This window comes from Pseudomonas sp. B424 (assembly GCF_055408345.1).
The window spans coordinates 101,653-118,161 of record NZ_JBUZTL010000014.1 but is presented as its reverse complement, the minus strand read 5'-3'; the positions used below and the strand labels follow the sequence as shown (position 1 = coordinate 118,161).

The 16,509-nt window shown below is 58.6% G+C and carries 16 protein-coding genes and 2 pseudogenes; 5 read left to right on the top strand and 13 right to left on the bottom strand.

The features are described from left to right. Positions 1 to 226: 226 nt before the first annotated feature. Both ACZRMS_RS16965 and ACZRMS_RS16960 read left to right on the top strand, forming a co-directional pair. A complete protein-coding gene (locus ACZRMS_RS16965) occupies positions 227 to 580 on the top strand; it encodes a hypothetical protein (protein ID WP_463996201.1) in 354 nt (117 codons plus the stop codon). Between the two features lie 30 nt (positions 581 to 610). Beyond that, positions 611 to 2,974, top strand: a complete 2,364-nt coding sequence (locus ACZRMS_RS16960) for a DNA polymerase II (protein ID WP_463996200.1) — start codon at positions 611 to 613, stop codon at positions 2,972 to 2,974. Here ACZRMS_RS16960 and ACZRMS_RS16955 read toward each other — a convergent pair. Both ACZRMS_RS16955 and ACZRMS_RS16950 read right to left on the bottom strand, forming a co-directional pair. Then, positions 2,971 to 3,249, bottom strand: a complete 279-nt coding sequence (locus ACZRMS_RS16955; RefSeq protein WP_048360962.1) for a hypothetical protein — start codon at positions 3,247 to 3,249, stop codon at positions 2,971 to 2,973. The two genes, ACZRMS_RS16960 and ACZRMS_RS16955, sit on opposite strands and share 4 nt — an antisense overlap. 84 nt (positions 3,250 to 3,333) lie before the next feature. Next, positions 3,334 to 3,468, bottom strand: a pseudogene (locus ACZRMS_RS16950) (transcriptional regulator); the annotation flags it as partial. 109 nt (positions 3,469 to 3,577) lie between these two features. On the opposite strand from ACZRMS_RS16950, the gene crcB (ACZRMS_RS16945) reads away from it, so the two are divergent. The 3 genes from crcB (ACZRMS_RS16945) (at position 3,578) to ACZRMS_RS16935 (ending at position 5,409) form a co-directional block, all read left to right on the top strand. After that, complete coding sequence (crcB, locus tag ACZRMS_RS16945; protein WP_463996199.1) at positions 3,578 to 3,958, top strand: fluoride efflux transporter CrcB; 381 nt, start codon at positions 3,578 to 3,580, stop codon at positions 3,956 to 3,958. A 16-nt stretch (positions 3,959 to 3,974) separates the two neighbouring features. Beyond that, the gene (gene crcB / locus ACZRMS_RS16940; protein ID WP_463996198.1) at positions 3,975 to 4,379 is read left to right on the top strand and encodes a fluoride efflux transporter CrcB; all 405 of its coding nucleotides are present in this window, start codon (positions 3,975 to 3,977) and stop codon (positions 4,377 to 4,379) included. 271 nt (positions 4,380 to 4,650) lie between these two features. After that, the gene (locus ACZRMS_RS16935) at positions 4,651 to 5,409 is read left to right on the top strand and encodes an HMG-box domain-containing protein (RefSeq protein WP_463996197.1); all 759 of its coding nucleotides are present in this window, start codon (positions 4,651 to 4,653) and stop codon (positions 5,407 to 5,409) included. A gap of 55 nt (positions 5,410 to 5,464) precedes the next feature. Here the strand turns inward: ACZRMS_RS16935 and kch are convergent, their stop codons facing one another. The 11 genes and pseudogenes from kch to ACZRMS_RS16880 form a co-directional block, all read right to left on the bottom strand. Continuing rightward, positions 5,465 to 6,640 carry a voltage-gated potassium channel protein gene (gene kch / locus ACZRMS_RS16930; protein WP_463996196.1) on the bottom strand — a complete coding sequence of 392 codons (1,176 nt, stop codon included), beginning with the start codon at positions 6,638 to 6,640 and terminating at the stop codon, positions 5,465 to 5,467. A gap of 91 nt (positions 6,641 to 6,731) precedes the next feature. Then, positions 6,732 to 7,790 carry a HoxN/HupN/NixA family nickel/cobalt transporter gene (locus ACZRMS_RS16925; RefSeq protein ID WP_463996195.1) on the bottom strand — a complete coding sequence of 353 codons (1,059 nt, stop codon included), beginning with the start codon at positions 7,788 to 7,790 and terminating at the stop codon, positions 6,732 to 6,734. A gap of 27 nt (positions 7,791 to 7,817) precedes the next feature. Then, complete coding sequence (gene yut / locus ACZRMS_RS16920) at positions 7,818 to 8,798, bottom strand: urea transporter (RefSeq protein WP_463996194.1); 981 nt, start codon at positions 8,796 to 8,798, stop codon at positions 7,818 to 7,820. A 156-nt stretch (positions 8,799 to 8,954) separates the two neighbouring features. Continuing rightward, positions 8,955 to 9,920, bottom strand: a complete 966-nt coding sequence (locus tag ACZRMS_RS16915) for an urease accessory protein UreD (protein WP_463996193.1) — start codon at positions 9,918 to 9,920, stop codon at positions 8,955 to 8,957. Then, entirely contained in the window at positions 9,917 to 10,573 is a 657-nt protein-coding gene (gene ureG, locus ACZRMS_RS16910; RefSeq protein WP_463996192.1) for an urease accessory protein UreG, read from the bottom strand. The genes ACZRMS_RS16915 and ureG overlap by 4 nt, the downstream gene beginning before the upstream one ends. Before the next feature lie 70 nt (positions 10,574 to 10,643). Continuing rightward, a complete protein-coding gene (locus ACZRMS_RS16905) occupies positions 10,644 to 11,330 on the bottom strand; it encodes an urease accessory protein UreF (protein ID WP_048360972.1) in 687 nt (228 codons plus the stop codon). 21 nt (positions 11,331 to 11,351) lie between these two features. Next, positions 11,352 to 12,017 (bottom strand): urease accessory protein UreE, encoded by a 666-nt coding sequence (locus ACZRMS_RS16900; protein WP_463996191.1) that lies wholly within the window; start codon positions 12,015 to 12,017, stop codon positions 11,352 to 11,354. Positions 12,018 to 12,099: 82 nt separating this feature from the next. Then, positions 12,100 to 13,818 carry an urease subunit alpha gene (locus ACZRMS_RS16895; RefSeq protein ID WP_463996190.1) on the bottom strand — a complete coding sequence of 573 codons (1,719 nt, stop codon included), beginning with the start codon at positions 13,816 to 13,818 and terminating at the stop codon, positions 12,100 to 12,102. Positions 13,819 to 14,012: 194 nt separating this feature from the next. Next, positions 14,013 to 14,414: pseudogene (locus tag ACZRMS_RS16890) on the bottom strand (urease subunit beta); the annotation flags it as partial. A gap of 53 nt (positions 14,415 to 14,467) precedes the next feature. After that, a complete protein-coding gene (locus tag ACZRMS_RS16885; RefSeq protein ID WP_463996189.1) occupies positions 14,468 to 14,770 on the bottom strand; it encodes an urease subunit gamma in 303 nt (100 codons plus the stop codon). A 503-nt stretch (positions 14,771 to 15,273) separates the two neighbouring features. Further along, positions 15,274 to 16,377: an FUSC family protein gene (locus ACZRMS_RS16880; RefSeq protein WP_463996188.1), complete on the bottom strand. Its 1,104-nt coding sequence runs from the start codon at positions 16,375 to 16,377 to the stop codon at positions 15,274 to 15,276. Positions 16,378 to 16,509 lie beyond the last annotated feature (132 nt).

Sequence of the window (16,509 nt, the reverse complement as noted above, 5' to 3'; positions counted from 1 at the left end):
TCACTCTAATCTGGCGCATCATGCGCCAAATCTGGGTTGACGCTAGCACCGGCCGTCCATTTCGCCAGATGGCAGGCATTTATCTCTGCATTCTTTGATGCATATCACTCTTTCGTTCCTCTGCCTGTGTGTTTAACGCGAGTGGCCTTTGCCCGTATTCGGGTTTCAGGGGCCGGGCCGGTTTGATCGCGTGTTATCGTGCTCGACTTTTCGAGGGGGATATTCGATGCGAATGATGATCGGCGCTGTGAGCCTTGCCTTGTTGGCCGGCTGTATTTCACCGGCGATGAATGAGGCACGCAGCAAAAGCCCTGTGCGGGTGCTGACTTCGGCCAAACCGATGCCGCTGGTTGCCGAGTGCATCAAGTTCTCGTGGCAGGACGAAGGCGTGTTCGGGGTCGATGCCAGTGCCTATATCAACACCGACAAACCGGGGCAGCAGACGGTTTACACCCGCAGTGCCGAGTCCTTTGCCGATCTGGTGTCCCAAGGCACGGGAACGGCGGTGAGCTATTACGCCAAACAGCCTGACGACAGTGCAGCGATGCGCCGTCTGGCCATGCTGGCGACATGTCTGTAACCCGTCAGGCCGGTCTGTGAGGCTGCAGCGGTGGGCTTGAAACAGGGTTTTGTCCTGACCCGGCACTGGCGCGACACGCCGTCGGGCATCGAGGTCGAGTTCTGGCTGGCCACCGATGACGGGCCCCGGCACGTGCGCGTGCCTTATCAGATATCAACCGCGTTTATCCCGGTGGCGCAGTGCGCCCAGGCGCAGACGCTGTTGCAGGATGAGCGCGGTATCGAGTTTCGTGAACTGGCGCTGTGTGACTTTCAGTCACGCCCGGTGATCGGCCTTTACTGCCGGCAACATGGCCAGTTGATGGACATTGCGCAGCGTCTGCGTCGTGCCGGGGTTGATGTGTATGAGGCCGACATCCGCCCGCCCGAGCGTTTCCTGATGGAGCGCTTTATCACCGCCCCGGTGAGTTTCGGCGGCCGTGCCCAGGGCGACGGCCCGCTGCTGGACACGCGGATCAAACCCCATCCCGACTATCGCCCGCGCTTGAAACTGGTGTCACTGGACATTGAAACCAGCCCCCAGGGGGATTTGTACTCCATCGCCCTTGAGGGGTGCGGCCAGCGTCAGGTTTACATGCTGGGCAAGGCCACTGCGGCCGACACGGCGGTGGACTTCGAGCTTGAGTTTTGTGCCACCCGGGGCGATCTACTGCTGCGCTTGAACCAGTGGCTGGCGCAGCATGACCCTGATGCGATCATCGGCTGGAACGTCGTGCAATTCGACCTGCGGGTGCTGCATGAGCATGCGCGCCGGTTGGGTATCCCGTTGCTGCTGGGGCGCGGGGGCAGTGAAATGCAGTGGCGCGAACACGGCACCCGCAAAAACCACTTTTTCGCCAGTGCCGCGGGGCGTTTGATCATCGACGGTATTGAGTCGCTGCGCTCGGCCACCTGGTCGTTTCCTTCCTTCAGCCTGGAAAACGTCGCCCAGACCCTGCTGGGCGAAGGCAAGGACATCAGCACGCCATACCAGCGCATGGACGAAATCAACCGCATGTTTGCCCAGGACAAACCTGCGCTGGCGCGCTACAACCTCAAGGACTGCGAGCTGGTGACGCGGATCTTCGAGAAAACCCAGTTGCTGACCTTCCTGCTGGAGCGGGCTTCGGTTACGGGCCTGGAAGCGGACCGCAGCGGCGGCTCGGTGGCGGCGTTTTATCACCTGTACATGCCGTTGATGCACCGCCAGGGGTTTGTCGCGCCCAATCTGGGGGACAAACCACCCCAGGCCAGCCCCGGCGGTTTTGTGATGGAGTCCCAGCCGGGCCTGTACGAGTCGGTGCTGGTGCTCGATTACAAAAGCCTGTACCCGTCGATCATCCGTACCTTTCTGATCGACCCGCTGGGGTTGGTGGAAGGGCTGCGCGATCCGAGTGACGAAGCCTCGGTGCCGGGCTTTCGCGGTGCGCGTTTTTCGCGAACGCGCCATTGCCTGCCTGCCATTATCGAGCGGGTGGCCAATGGTCGGGAGGTGGCCAAGCGGGAGAAAAACGCCCCGTTGTCCCAGGCCCTGAAAATCATCATGAATGCGTTTTACGGGGTGCTGGGCTCCAGCGGCTGCCGCTTTTTCGACACGCGGCTGGCGTCTTCGATCACCCTGCGCGGGCACGAAATCATGCTCAAGACCCGGGCCTTGATCGAGGCCCGGGGCTACAGCGTGATCTATGGCGACACCGACTCCACCTTCGTCTGGCTGCGCAGCGAACAGAGTGAAGCAGACGCTGCGCGTATCGGTCGCGAGCTGGTGCAGCACGTCAATCAATGGTGGCAAGCCCATGTGCGTGACGAATACGGGCTCACCAGTGCCCTGGAGCTTCAGTTCGAAACCCACTACAGCCGGTTCTTGATGCCCACCATTCGCGGGGCCGAGGAGGGCAGTAAAAAGCGTTACGCGGGGCTGGTCGTACACCCGGACGGGCGTCGGGAGATGGTCTACAAGGGGCTGGAAACCGTGCGCAGCGACTGGTCGCCGCTGGCCCAGCAGTTTCAGCAGGCGCTGTACCTGCGCATCTTCAATCGCCAGCCCTATCAGGACTATGTGCGCGATTTTGTGCGCAGCACCCTGGCGGGTGAGCATGACGAACTGCTGATCTACCGCAAGCGCCTGCGTCGCCAGCTCAGTGATTACGAGCGCAACGTCCCGCCCCATGTGCGGGCGGCGCGGCTGGCCGATGAATACAACGACCGGCACGGTCGGCCCCGGCAGTACCAGAACGGCGGGACCATCAGCTACGTGATCACCGTGGCCGGGCCCCAGCCGCTGGAGAGCCGCACCGCAGAAGTGGATTACGACCACTACCTGACGCGTCAGCTACAACCGGTGGCGGACGCGATTCTGGTGTTTGTCGACGACGATTTCAGTGCCCTGGTGGGCGGGCAACTGGGGTTGTTTTAAGCGTCGCTGGCCGGTGTCGTCGACTTGGATTTGGCACGGTCCTTGGCGGCCTTGGCCTCGGCAGCCAGGCACTCCAGGCAAAACTGCTCGGCGTAGGTCATGATGATTTCGGTGGTGTCGCCCTTGATCGTGCGCGAGCCTGCGAGGATATAGCGCATGCGTTTTTCGGTGACGCCGATGCGCTGGGCAATCCAGGCAGGGGTTTGACCGATACGGTCGACCAGTTTGTTGGCGTACTCGGTGGAGTGGTTGTAGCGTTCAGCGTTGGGAAACATAGGGGTTCCATGGGGCGGTAGGGGTGAAGCCGGAGGGCATGGTACTCCTTTTCACTGGGCCCCATGATTTTGCCTGCCCGGCCGTCATGATTTCACGGGTTTGATCAAGCTCTGCGCCGCAATGCCAAACATCTCATGCAGTTTCCAGATCATGGGCAGTGTTAAGGCGCGTTTGCCATTGAGTACTTCATATACCCGGTTCTGCCTGTCGATACCCGGTTGCTCTTGAGAACGCTGGCATGGCGAAAGTCCCGCTCCAGGTCATGCCCTGCCACAGCTTTATGAACTAGAGTTCCCGCACTGAACCACAGACACGAGAGGGAATTTCATGACTGCGCTGGATGTATTTTGGGTTGGCTTGGGGGGCGGGCTGGGCTCGCTGCTGCGCTGGTGGATCGGGCTGCGGGTTGGCCAGTTCTATAAAGGGCCGTTCCCGCTGGGCACGTTTTTGATCAACGTCAGCGGGGCGTTTGTGATCGGTTACCTGAGCATTCTGTTTACCGTGGACTGGCGCGACCGCTACGGCGATTTCATGAACGCCGCGGTACTGACCGGCATTCTGGGCGGTTACACCACCTTCAGCAGCATGCAGCTGGATGCCTCCAAACTGGCCAGGGCCAAGGATCGGGCATGGGCCGCAGGTTATCTGGTCATCTCGGTACTGGTCGGTCTGGCCGCCGCCGCATTCGGCGCCTGGCTGGCGCGCTGATACAGGGGAACACACCATGTTGAACATGATTATTCTGATTTTCGTCGGTGGCGCGTTCGGTGCCATGTGCCGCGAGTTTGTGATGCTGTCAGTGCCGCGTCTGGCCGATGGTTTTCCCATGGACATCTTTGTCGCCAATATCGTCGCCGCTTTCCTTCTGGGGGTGGCCACGTCGCTGTTCAAGAGCAACCGGATCAACCAGTACGTACACGTGATGGTCGGCACCGGGATCATGGGCGGGCTTTCCACGTTCTCCAGCTTTGTGTTCGGGGCAGTGGAAATGATGAAAGATCCGGCCGGTGTGCTGGTTTCTGTCTGCTATCTGGTCATTAGCCTGGTCATCGGTTTTGCCGCCGTTGAACTGGGCCTGTTTGCCGGAGCCAGGGTAACGCCGCTTCCCGCATCCGACACCTCGCAATAAACCTTTGCAGCACCCATGAAAAAGCCCTCGTCAGAGGGCTTTTTTTGTATCCGCACCATTGTCGGGTTGACGCGTTTGACCTTGGGCATGTTTCGCGTCACTTACTCCTACAAATACATGTCCGGTATTCATGCAGCACTTAAGGCATTTACTAGCCTGCGTCTGACAGACTATTTTTTGAGTCACGTGTCTTATGGTGCTCCGTTGCGGCCACTGTCCCGATGGTGTGGGTGGTGGTTTTTGTGCACGGTCGACCTATAGAGCGAGGCAAATGATGAAAGCAGTTTTTTTGGGGTTGCTGGGTGGTTTTGCAATGCTGTGCCAACCTATCGCGCATGCCGATATGGAGGCTGCGCAGGTCTCGTTGATTGAAGGAGGAGAGGCCGTGTTCTATCGCGGGGAAATGGACACGTCCGCGATTGTCCAGGTTGAAAACCTGCTCAAGAATGCACCAGAAAAAATCAAGCGTCTGGTGATCGATTCGGGCGGAGGCGATGTCAATCTTGGGATGGACCTGGCGGGTCTGGTGCTGGAAAACAACCTGGATGTCGTCGTTGAAAGGCTCTGCGCTTCGTCATGCGCCAACTATGTCTTCCCGGCCGGCAAGACCAAGCGCATAAAACAGGATGCAGTGGTGGTATGGCATGGCTCCGCGATCCAGGAAGGGCTCGAAAAAGGACCGGGCATCGATGATATCCGGCTGTCAAAGGGCGCGGAACTATCGGTGGCTGAAAAACAAAAACTGCTGGATGAGGCCCTCAAGGATAACGCTCAGTATATTGCGGACATAAAAAAACGGCAGGCAGAGCTGTACAAACGCTTGGGTATCGATGCACGCGTCACTGTAATGGGGCAGCAACTCAAAGCGGCTGAGGAGTGGACGCTGTTACCCGCAGACATGGCGTACTTCGGTATTCATAACGTGACGGCGCAAGCGGACTACGGTCAGGCGATGCCGGCGTCGATGAAAGAGCGCGGTGTGCGGTTGCTTCGCTTGCAGGATTACCCCGCGTACAAGCTGGCCCGTTAAACAACAGCCAAGCGGTGGGAGAGCCCGCCGCTTGGCGTTTGAGGCCGTACTGCCTTCAGGCCAGCGACGTACGCTTGCCGAAGAACATCTCGGTGATCAGGTCGTTGTTGATCTCATCGCCCTGCAGGGTGCGCACCAGCAATTCGCTGCCCAGCAGCGGCAACGACAGCACCATGGTCGGGTTGACGCGCTTGACCTTGGGCATGTTCCGGGTTTCGTTGACCAGCGCGATGATCTGGGTTTCGTCCCCGGCCACTTCCTTGGCCGCCAGAATGGTGAACACGTTCTCGGCGTCGCTGTCGCACAGGGTGACGATGTACTTGGCGTCTGCCGCGCCGGCCATTTTGAGGGTCGAGGCGGCCGACGGATCACCCTCAATGAGGTCTGCCTTTTCGGGCAGATCGTGCTGGCTGCCGGTGGCGCACACGACGGTGACGTGTTCGCCGCGATCGGTCAGGCCTTTGTAGACGTTCTGTGCCAGAGAGCCAACGCCGACGAGGATGTAGTGATTTTTACGGGACATGTGGGTAATCCTGCCTTTAACGATTCGTTGGATGTTGTTGCTGATCAGCGGGCCGGCAATGGACGCCACCGAGATCGCGAAGATGGTGATGCCCAGCACGATAACGGTCAGGGTAAAGAACCGGGCATCGGTGGTGTGGGGGACGATGTCGCCAAAGCCCACGGTCGACATGACCACGATGGCGAAGTAGAACGCCGAGGGCAGGTCGGTCACCGCCGGTGCAAACCCGTCGCCGATATAGAGCGTGCCAAGGGTGCTGTAGACAATCAGCGAGGCAATGCTGACCACCGCAAAGAAGCTGCCCGTGGCCAGGCTGTAGTGGTCAAACCGGCGCCAATAGAAGGCCAGTACTGCAATAGAGACCAGGGACAGGACGGTCACACCATTGGTTTTTTTAATGATGAAAAAGTCAACGCAGACGGTGGCTATCAACAGCAATAGCGCGAAAAACCAGCTGATTCTGGACTTGATCAACAGCCCCAGCGACATCAGCACCAACACAAAGCCCACCACGAACCCCGGGATTTCCAGCAAGGCCAAAAAGCTCAATGCCTCCTTCCAGGTATCGAATGAGCCTGAGGTGCTATTGGCGTGAGCAACCCCGCGTTGCAACACCGGCAAGAACAAGAGGAAGCCATTGATGGCCACCAGCAAGGCGACCCCGTAGGCAAAGGTGATTCGATTTTTTACGTCCTGTAATAAAGTCATGGCACCTACGACGCGTCTGTTAAGGGGTGAGGGGGAGTGTAGGTCAGGTTTTCCGGGCTGCCACATACGATCCGTGTGCTTGAGCCTCGCATCAGCCATTGGCAGCCAGTTGGTCATAACCGCGGATGTAGTAGTTGAGGGCCGAAATCAGCCAGCACAGCACAAACATGCCAATGATCCAGTAACCAATTTCGCCGAAGTTTTCACTGATGGCATTGATCGGCGTCCATATACCGCCCGTTAGCTCGAGCTTTTCGGCAATCAGCCCCAACGCTTCGACGCCACCGATAAATAGCGCGACGACCACCGAGGCGGCGGTGATGGTGATGTTGTAGTAGAGCTTGCGCACCGGTTTGGAGAACGCCCAGCCGTAGGCGCCGATCATCACGAAGTTGTCCAGTGAGTCGATCAGGGCCATGCCCACGGCGAACAGAACCGGGAACACCATGATCGACCACAGGCTGATGCCGTGGGAGGCGCTGGTGGCGCTGATGCCCAGCAGGCCGATCTCGGTGGCGGTGTCGAAGCCCAGGCCGAACAGGAACCCTACCGGGTACATGTGCCAGCTTTTATTGACCAGGTTGAACACCCGGCCAAAGATCCGCGCCATCAGGCCGCCCTTGTTGGTGGCCAGCAGGTCCAGCTCTTCGGGGGGCAGGGTGTGGCCGGCCTTGACCTGTTTGAACTTCTTGTACACCGAGATCAGGATCACCAGGTTGAGCAGGCCGAACAGCAACAGAAACACCGAGGACACCAGGGTGCCGATCAGGCCGCCCGTTTCATGGAACCACTGCATGTCGTCCTTGAACGCCATGGCCGTGGCGGCAATCGCAAGCGAGGCCAGTACCACAATGGTGGAGTGCCCCAGGGAGAACCAGGTGCCTACGGCAATCGGGCGCTGCCCCTGTTGCATCAGTTTGCGGGTGACGTTGTCGATGGCGGCGATATGGTCGGCGTCCACGGCGTGGCGCAGGCCGAAGCCGTACGCCAGCAATGCGGTGCCCATCAATACCGGGTTGTTGCCAAACTCCATGAAAGCCCAGGCCCAGGCCAGAAGGTTGGCCAGGATCAGTCCGGTCAGCAGGTAAATGGCACGCCGCGTGGTGTTCGACGGTGCGGCGTTGGCCAGGGGGTGGGCAATCGCGGTCATGGACAGGCTCCGGCACAGGATCGAAAGTTATTGGCGGTGGGCCGGCATCACGTCTTTGTTGGGCACCAGGAACAACCAGGAGGCCAGCACAAACGGCATGGTCAGGGTCGGGATGCCCACCGGGGCCAATACTGTATTCAAGGCACCCTGCACAAATACAGTGAAGATCACGCCGATAAGGGTGTAGATCAGCACGCGCCAGCTGGGCTTGTTGAATGTCGACCCCAGGGCGATGGCGGTCAGTACGGCGCTGAATGCATAAAGGCCGTTGTTGACGCTGGCGTGTTCCGCTTGCAGAACCGTGGCGGTCACGATCGCCAGTACCGAGCCGCCCAGGGCAAACACGGCTGCCCACAACGATGACACCGCCAGCCCGGCCAGCAGCAGCAGGCTGCCAATCACGCTGCTGAACAGGAAGACTTCGGAGATGCCGAAAAACGTGCCATTGAACAAATGGATGCCGTCGAACAGGTCGCTGTTGAGCGCGACCAGGTCATGGGGCAGGTTGGGCACCGGCAAGGCGCTGGTGTTGAGACCGCCAAAGGCATAGCTGGCCAGCAGCATGGTCCAGGTCACCAGAACGAAAGGGGCGGTCAGGGCGGCGACTTTCCAGGTTTTCAGAATGTCGGCGATGCAGATGGTGACGATCACCGAGACGACGCTGCCCAGGATGATGCATAACCACAGGATTGGCGTGACGTCGAGGAAAGTCGGCAAGGCGGCGCCGACCAGGCAGCCGTTATAGCCATGCAGGCCGGCCTTCCATGACTTCTGGTCTTTGAGTTTTCGGCCGGTAAAGGTCGCCACGGCGGTTCCCAGTACGCTGCCAAAGGCCACCGCCGGGTTGCCTTCGCCATAGGCGCCGACAAAGATTGCGGCAAAAAACAGCAGTCCGGTCAGGGGGTTGTTCTGGAACATCACCTGGGCACAACCGCGCAGCGTGACGTCAATGAATTCAAGGACGACGTTGCCGCTCGCCACTTTTGACCACTTGGATGCAGCTTCCATATTGACTCTCCCGATTGTGCACTTGGCCTAGACCCGCCCTGATAATGCAATGTCCCCCAGTGGGAGCGAGCCTGCTCGCGAACAACCTTCGCGAGCAGGCTCGCTCCCACGGTTGATTTTTCTGTAGCTGCTGACGAACAACTCGAGGCTACATAGCTATCGCCAAAGAAACTGCGGCTGCAGTGTCAGGCCCAGAATTTCTTCCCGGGCGACTTTCCAGAACTCGCGGATTTGCGCCTTGACCTCGCCGCTGTCGTTGCCCAGCACTTTGAAGATCAGGCCGCAGTCGTTCGGCAGGCGGGTGACGCCGCTGGCCAGGCCCGCAGGCATGTCGAACAGCGCCGGGATGCGCGCCACGATCCGGTCGTGATGCTCCTTGGGCGTAAGCAGAACCACGTTGCCGAACACGTCGAAGGTCTGCATCACGCCAATGGCGTCCAGGCTCTCCTTTTTCGGCTCCAGGATGTACTTCTCGACAAACAGCTCGCGGCCTTCAAGGTTTTCGGCCGACACCCGCGAGGAGTACACGTCAAAGCCGAATCGCTCATCGACATGGTGGTACTTGCGCCCCGACATTAGAATTTCGCAGTAGATCGCCGTCGCCGTGGGATGGATCTTGATCTGGGTGTCGGTGATAAAGCGCGCATTGCGATGGGGGATCAGCGGGTCGGGCATGAACTCCAGATAGCCGTTCTCCTCGATCCGCAAACACTGGATTTGCGAGGCATAGTTGGCATTCATCGAATGCACTTTGGTCGCTGACTGGGTGGTGACGTGCCCGCAGGCACCCACCCCGACATTGACGTCAGTGGCCAGACGGTCGCCCTGCAGCACGCAGCCCGAGGTCGAAATCATGGTGACGCAGGGCAGCTCGGGCATTTCCTCGTCCCAGTACAATGCCCGCTGCACCAGCGACGGTACACGTCGCTCCATATCTGCCAGTACGCTGCGATTGCCGCGCTTTTCAAAGCCCAGTCGCAGGTAGCCGCTTTTGCCTTCGGAACCGCTTTGCATTTGCGGTGGTTCGTCCTGGTACTGCGACAGCTCCGGCGCATCGGTGCCTAATGAGTGAGCGCGAAGCCGTGACGGGGTGTTCACGATGTTCAGGCTCTGCGATGTCATGCAGTGACCTCGCTTTTGACCGCCGGTTTCTGTGCGAACAGGAACATGTGTTCGATCATGTCCACCAGTTCTTCAATGCCCTGGCCGGTCTTGCAGTTGGTGAGGATATACGGGCGGTTGCCGCGCACCACTTTAGTGTCGCTCTCCATCACATCCAGGCTGGCGCCCACATAGGGGGCGAGGTCGATCTTGTTGATGATCAGGATGTCAGCCTGCACCAGGCCCGGGCCGTTTTTACGCGGGATTTTTTCGCCTTCGGCCACGTCGATCACGTAGATGTAGAAATCGGCCAGTGCCGGGCTGAAGGTCAGGGTCAGGTTGTCGCCGCCGCTTTCAATCATGATCAGGTCGCTGTCGGGGAATTTCTCTTCCATTTCCTCGACCGCCGCAATATTCATGCTCGGGTCTTCACGCACCGCCGTGTGCGGACAGGCACCGGTCTCCACGCCCAGGATCTTGTCTTCGTCCAGGATGCCCTTGAGGGTGCGCTTGACCTGCTTGACCTGCTTGGCGTCTTCGGTGGTCACGATGTCGTTGGTGATGATCAACGGTTTGTAGCCACGGTTGATCAGGATCGGAGTGATCACTTCGATGATCGCGGTTTTACCTGAACCGACCGGGCCGCCAATACCAATGCGAGTAATCTTTTTCACGATACGTTCCTTAACAAAAATGGAAGCTGATTGAGCGCCGACACAGGCCGGCGCCGTTGATTCAGATGGATCAGTTCATAAACAGCCGCACGTGGGCCTTCACGTGGACGGCGGCAAGCACGTCGACGATCGGCACATAGGAAGACATCTGATCGATATCACCGATTTCGGCGATATCGCAGAAGGCTTCAATGTCGTGGTTGAGCTCGAACAGGATGTGCTGGGTGTCCAGGTGCGTGACCCGCATCAGGCGCATGGCAGCGCTGAGAATGGTCATGGCGACACCATACTGGTGCATCACCACGACCTCCCGGGCGCCGATGCCCTGGGTCGACATCACCACGGCCTGGGTGACCGGATAAGTGCCCGCCGCGTTGCCGGCCTTGATCTGTTCCAGCCACCAGCGCACCAGGGGTTTTTCGACGACATGGATCGACATCTCGGCCAGTTTTTTGCCCATGCGCGTGGCCATCAACCGGCTTTCTTCGTTGAGCTTGCGGTTATTGACCGCCCAGTCCGCGCGCAAAATCCCGTCGCGATCATCGGCCACGCATGCCCGGTGAGCGGCGACGACGCCCATGCCGTCACAGCTGGCCGCCTGTTTGAGCGCGGTGAGTACAAAGCCCTTGAGGGTCGCGACATCGTGAACGATGCCTTTCTGAATGGCGGATTCCACGCCGTTCGAGAACGAAAAGGCACCGACTGGCAATACGGAGTCGCCAAACTGCATGATGCGAATTAGATCGGATGCGTTCATCAAAGCGCCTTCTTGCCGGGTTCAGTGCTTATGGCTGTGAAACGTATGGCCGTTGTCGTGACTGTGGGTATCGTGGCTGTGCACGCCCTGGATCTTCAGGGCGGCAGCCTCCAGCTTGTCTTGCGGGCTGGCGACGTGTACGTGGGTGTCGGTTTCTTCGGCTCCGCCAAACAGCAGGCGCGCCTCGGAGGTGGTGAGCAGGGGCAGGATTTCAGCGCCGGCGACAAAAGCGTACGGCAGGTGCTCAAAGCCGTGGGTGCGCATCACCGAGTCCATCATTTTGGTTTCGACCGTGAGGGGGATATACACCTCGTTGTGTTTGGTCACGGCTTTCCAGTGCTGGTTGCCCAGGGCGTGGCCCAGCTCGAAGCTGGTCTTGATCAGTACGTCCAGGGGTTGTTGTTTCAGCTCCTTGAGGTCAATCACCATCACGTCGCGCAGGTTGAGCTGCACCACGACGGCGGTGTTGGCGGGTTCGTCCCACAGCAGGATATCGCCGTCGCCGAGCACCACATTGCGCTCCAGCGAAATGCCCAGGTCTCGCCCGCCAAGGCTGGTGCGCCGGCAGCGGCTTTTTTGCGCTTCACGTTGGTCCAGCACCAGAAGGTCGACGTTGGCGCCTTCGAGTTTTTGCTTCCAGCTCGGATCTTTCTTGGCGTTGCCCAGAATGTGTTCAATCAAAATCACGTCGCAAACTCCTTCCCTGAATCATTTGCCGGGCGTTTGCCACCGGGGATTAATGGAGCCCCGGTGGCTGCCCGTTCAGGCGTTAGCCAAAGAAATAACGCTGGTTCATGCTGGCAACATCGATCGGTTTGCACGTGGCGTGCACACCGTCGACTTTTACGGCAAAGGTTTCAGGGTCGACGTCGATATGCGGGGTCTGGTCGTTGCGTACCAGGTCCTTTTTGGAGACGGTACGACAACCGCGAACCGCTACCACCTGACGCTCCAGCCCGGCCTTTTCTTTCACGCCGTCATCAAATGCCGCCTGGGACACGAAGGTCACGCAGGTGTCTTGCAAGGTTTTGCCCAAGGCGCCAAACATCGGACGGTAGAACACCGGCTGCGGGGTAGGCAGGGAGGCGTTCGGATCACCCATGGCGGCCCAGTTGATCATGCCGCCCTTGATCACCATCTTCGGCTTGGCACCGAAGAAACGCGGGTCCCAGAGCACCAGGTCGGCCATCTTGCCGACTTCGACCGAGCCCAGCACATGGCTGATACCCTGGGCCAGAGCCGGGTTGATGGTGATCTTGGCCACGTAGCGCAGCACGCGGAAGTTGTCGTTGTCGGCACTGTCTTCCGGCAGTTTGCCGCGAGAGGCTTTCATCGCGTGGGCGGTTTGCATCACCCGCAGCCAGTTTTCACCGACCCGGCCCATGGCCTGGGAGTCACTGGAGAACATGGAAATCACACCCATGTCCTGCAGCACGTTTTCGGCGGCGATGGTTTCCGGACGAACCCGGCTTTCGGCAAACGATACGTCGGCCGGCACGTTGGGGTTGAGGTTGTGACAGACCATGATCATGTCGAACAACTCGGCCTGGCTGTTGATGCCGTAGGGCAGGGTCGGGTTGGTCGAGCTGGGCAGCACGTTGTTCTGGCTTGCCACCTTGATGATGTCGGGGGCGTGACCGCCACCGGCGCCTTCAGTGTGGAAGGTATGAATGGTGCGACCTTCGAAGGCATCAATGGTGTCTTCGACATAACCGCATTCGTTCAGGCTGTCGGTGTGCACCGAGACCTGGACGTCGAACTCATCGGCCGTACGCAGCGCATGGCGCAGTGCGTTGGAGGTTGCGCCCCAGTCCTCGTGAACCTTGAAACCGGCAACACCGGCAATGACCTGTTCGACCAGCGGGTCGCGGCCAAAGGAGTTGCCCTTGCCGAGCATGCCGACGTTGATCGGCAGCCCTTCCAGCGAGCGCAGCATCTGGCGGATGTTCCACGGGCCAGGGGTCACGGTGGTGCCGTTGGTGCCGTCGGTTGGGCCAATGCCGCCGCCGAAGAAGGTGGTCACGCCGTTGGACAGCGCGTGATACGCCTGTTGCGGAGAGATCAGGTGAACGTGGGTGTCGATCCCGGCAGCGGTCAGGATCAGGTGCTCACCGGAGATGGCGTCGGTGCTCACACCCACCACCAGGCCCGGGGTCACACCGTTCATGGTGCCGGGGTTGCCGCTTTTGCCGATACCGGCAATTTTGCCGTCACGGATGCCGACGTCGGCTTTGATCACGCCCTGGATCGGATCGATGATGGTGACGTTGGTGATCACCAGGTCCAGTACGCCGTTGTCGCGGGTCAGGGTATTGTCGGCCCCCATGCCGTCGCGCAGTGACTTGCCGCCGCCGTATACAGACTCGTCGCCGTAACCGCGGAGGTCCTTCTCAATCTCGACAAACAGGTTGGTGTCACCCAGGCGGATTTTATCGCCCGTAGTTGGGCCGAACAGGCCTGCGTATTCTTTGCGTGAAATGGTTGGCATCGGTGGCTCCTTTCTAATGCCGCGCATGCGTCAATGGCTCGACGGCGCGTATGCAAAAAATGAGAATGCGGCGGTTACTTGTCGTTGACGGGCTTGGACGGGGCGGAGAACTTGAAGCCGTGATCGCGCGCGCGCTGGATGGCTTGCAGTTTTTCCGGGCGCTCATGGTTGCTGGTGAGCTTGTCCGGTGCCCAGCCATCGACCAGGTTGTTGAAGCCGTAAAGGGTTTGCTTGCCACCGAAGGGAACCAGCGGCACTTCAATTTCATCGCCCGGCTCGAAGCGGATAGCCGTGGTGGACGAGATGTTCAGGCGCTTGCCAAAGGCAGCAGCACGGTCGAACTCAAGGGCACGGTTGACTTCGAAGAAGTGAAAGTGCGAACCGATCTGGATCGGGCGGTCACCGGTGTTGCGCACTTTGACCTTGGTTACAGGGCGGTCTTCGTTGAACGAGATGGGCGTGCTGGCGTAGATGGTGCCGCCCAGGGGGACATCGGCTTCGTTGCCCTTGTGCACGCCGCCGGGGTTTTTGGCGTGGGGGATGCTGTGTTTCGGGTGAGTATCCTGATGCGGACCTGATGTTTCTTTAGTGCTCATGACTGATTCCTCAAAACGTGAAAGTTTTGCGTATACCGGATGAAAGCAGACGGTTACTTGATCGGGTCGTGGACTGTGACCAGGCGGCTGCCGTCGGTGAAAATCGCTTCTACCTGAACGTTTGGAATCAAGTCGCTGACGCCTTCCATTACGTCGTCTTTGGTCAGTACTTTTGCGGCTAACTGCATCACATCCTCTACCGACTTGCCGTCCCGTGCGCCTTCCAGTGCAGTCACGGTGATAATTGAAACAGCCTCTGGATAGTTCAATTTCAAGCCGCGATCCTTACGTCGGAATGCCACGTCCGACAAGGTGTAAATCATCAGCTTTTCGACTTCTCTGGGGGTGAGCTGCATAAGCCCTCCTATCAACAGTGCGGTAAAAATTAAAATTCAGGAGTGTCGGTCAGGCGCGCACGCATGCAAAACCACTTCGCACGCTGCTTGGGTGCGAAGGCGGGTTGGCGTTGGGGAGTAGTGTTTGGAGCGGGTTGTCGTTTCATAGGGGTCAACCGTTCAAATCCATTAAGACGGGCGCGACCAGAGCCTAGACCATAATTTCCAGCCGGCCAGCCGGGCAGGAAGGGAAATAAAGAGGCGGTTGACACAATTCAGGAGATGGGTTTGTGCGTATAAATCGTTATAAAACAGATGTTTACTGTTTTTTTTTGAAGGGTTTTGAACGACGTTTTTGATTGTTGTAATGTAGTTTTTGTAAGTTAATTCTTCATCTTTAGTGCGATAAGTCATCTAAATGAGTCTTAAAACTCCCAAAAAGTAGCGTCAATCAGTGCCTGAACCGCTGATTTAGAGGGCGCGCAGCCGCCCCCGAAAGTGCCGTTCAGGCCAGCGGCAAATGACTACTTTTGTTCACCCGGCAGCTTGCCGTCTTTAAACAAGTGTCTGTGGCCGTTGTGATAGAGCGCGGCATGCAGCTGGTCATTGAAGTCAGTCAACTGCTTGAGCATCTGCAGGCTCAGCCAGACATAGGCATAAAACGGCGTTTCGGTGATCTTGCCTTCAAGGCTCTTGAGGACAACCTCATTCAAATCATGGGTTTTCTGGCGCAGTTCACCACTGATCTGGTTGTTTGAAATCTCCATGCACAGCTTGTTCTGCAACGACTCCAGTGCCTGGGGGATCAATTTGTGCAAACCGTTCAATGCCGGTTCGCTCTCGATCAGCAAGTGGCTTTCCCGCGAAGACCAGTACGCATCAATCATCAGGCTCATGGTCGCCAGCATGTTGCGGTGCAGGGTTTGCAGGGACTCGAACACTTCTTTCTTGAGGTTGGTCTCGTTGCTGGCGGGGGCTATGTAGTTGCGCAACTTGATGATCGCATCCAGCTCGTCCTTTAGCTGATCATCCAGGTTCGGTCGCTCGGGCACCCTTGGGGAGAAGTACGCCGCATACAGGTTGTTGATCTGGCCCAGGCTTGCGCTGAGTTTGATCCGCAGGTCGGTGTAGGCCCGTTGCGGATAGATGCTGGTGTAGACCATCGCCAGCAAGGAGCCGGCCAGCACGTAAATACTGCGGGTTATGGCCGATTCCATGTCATTGGGTGGCGCGCAGCTGACCACCGCCAGTGTTGCGCCGATCAGCAGGGCCATATAAGGGCGTTTGCCGAGGGTCAGGTAACCGGCGATAAACATCATGACTGCGGACCACAGCAGCATGAGGGGGAACGAATAGATTTCCAGGTACAGCCCGATCAGGCCCGACAGCGCCCCGATGATGGTGCCGCCGGTACGTTGCACGGCCCGTGACGAGACATTGCCCCAATAAGGTTGTGGGCCCATCACGATCAGCATGGTGATCAGGGCATAGGAGGCGCCGTCGAGTTTGAAATAACGGATGACGACAAAGGTAATCAGAAACGCCAGGCTGATTCGGGTGGCATGAATCCAGCGACTATATTTGCAGCTCAGTTGTTCCAGCTTAGAGATCTTTTTACCCAACTGCATAAAGTCCCCAACCGTTGTGATGGTTTGGGCTGCCAGCGTAGTTCAGGTTAGGCGGGTCCACCACTTGGGATGGCTCCAGGAGGGGGCGAGGAGGGGGCAGACGTAAAAAAGGCCACTACCGTCATGGGGATC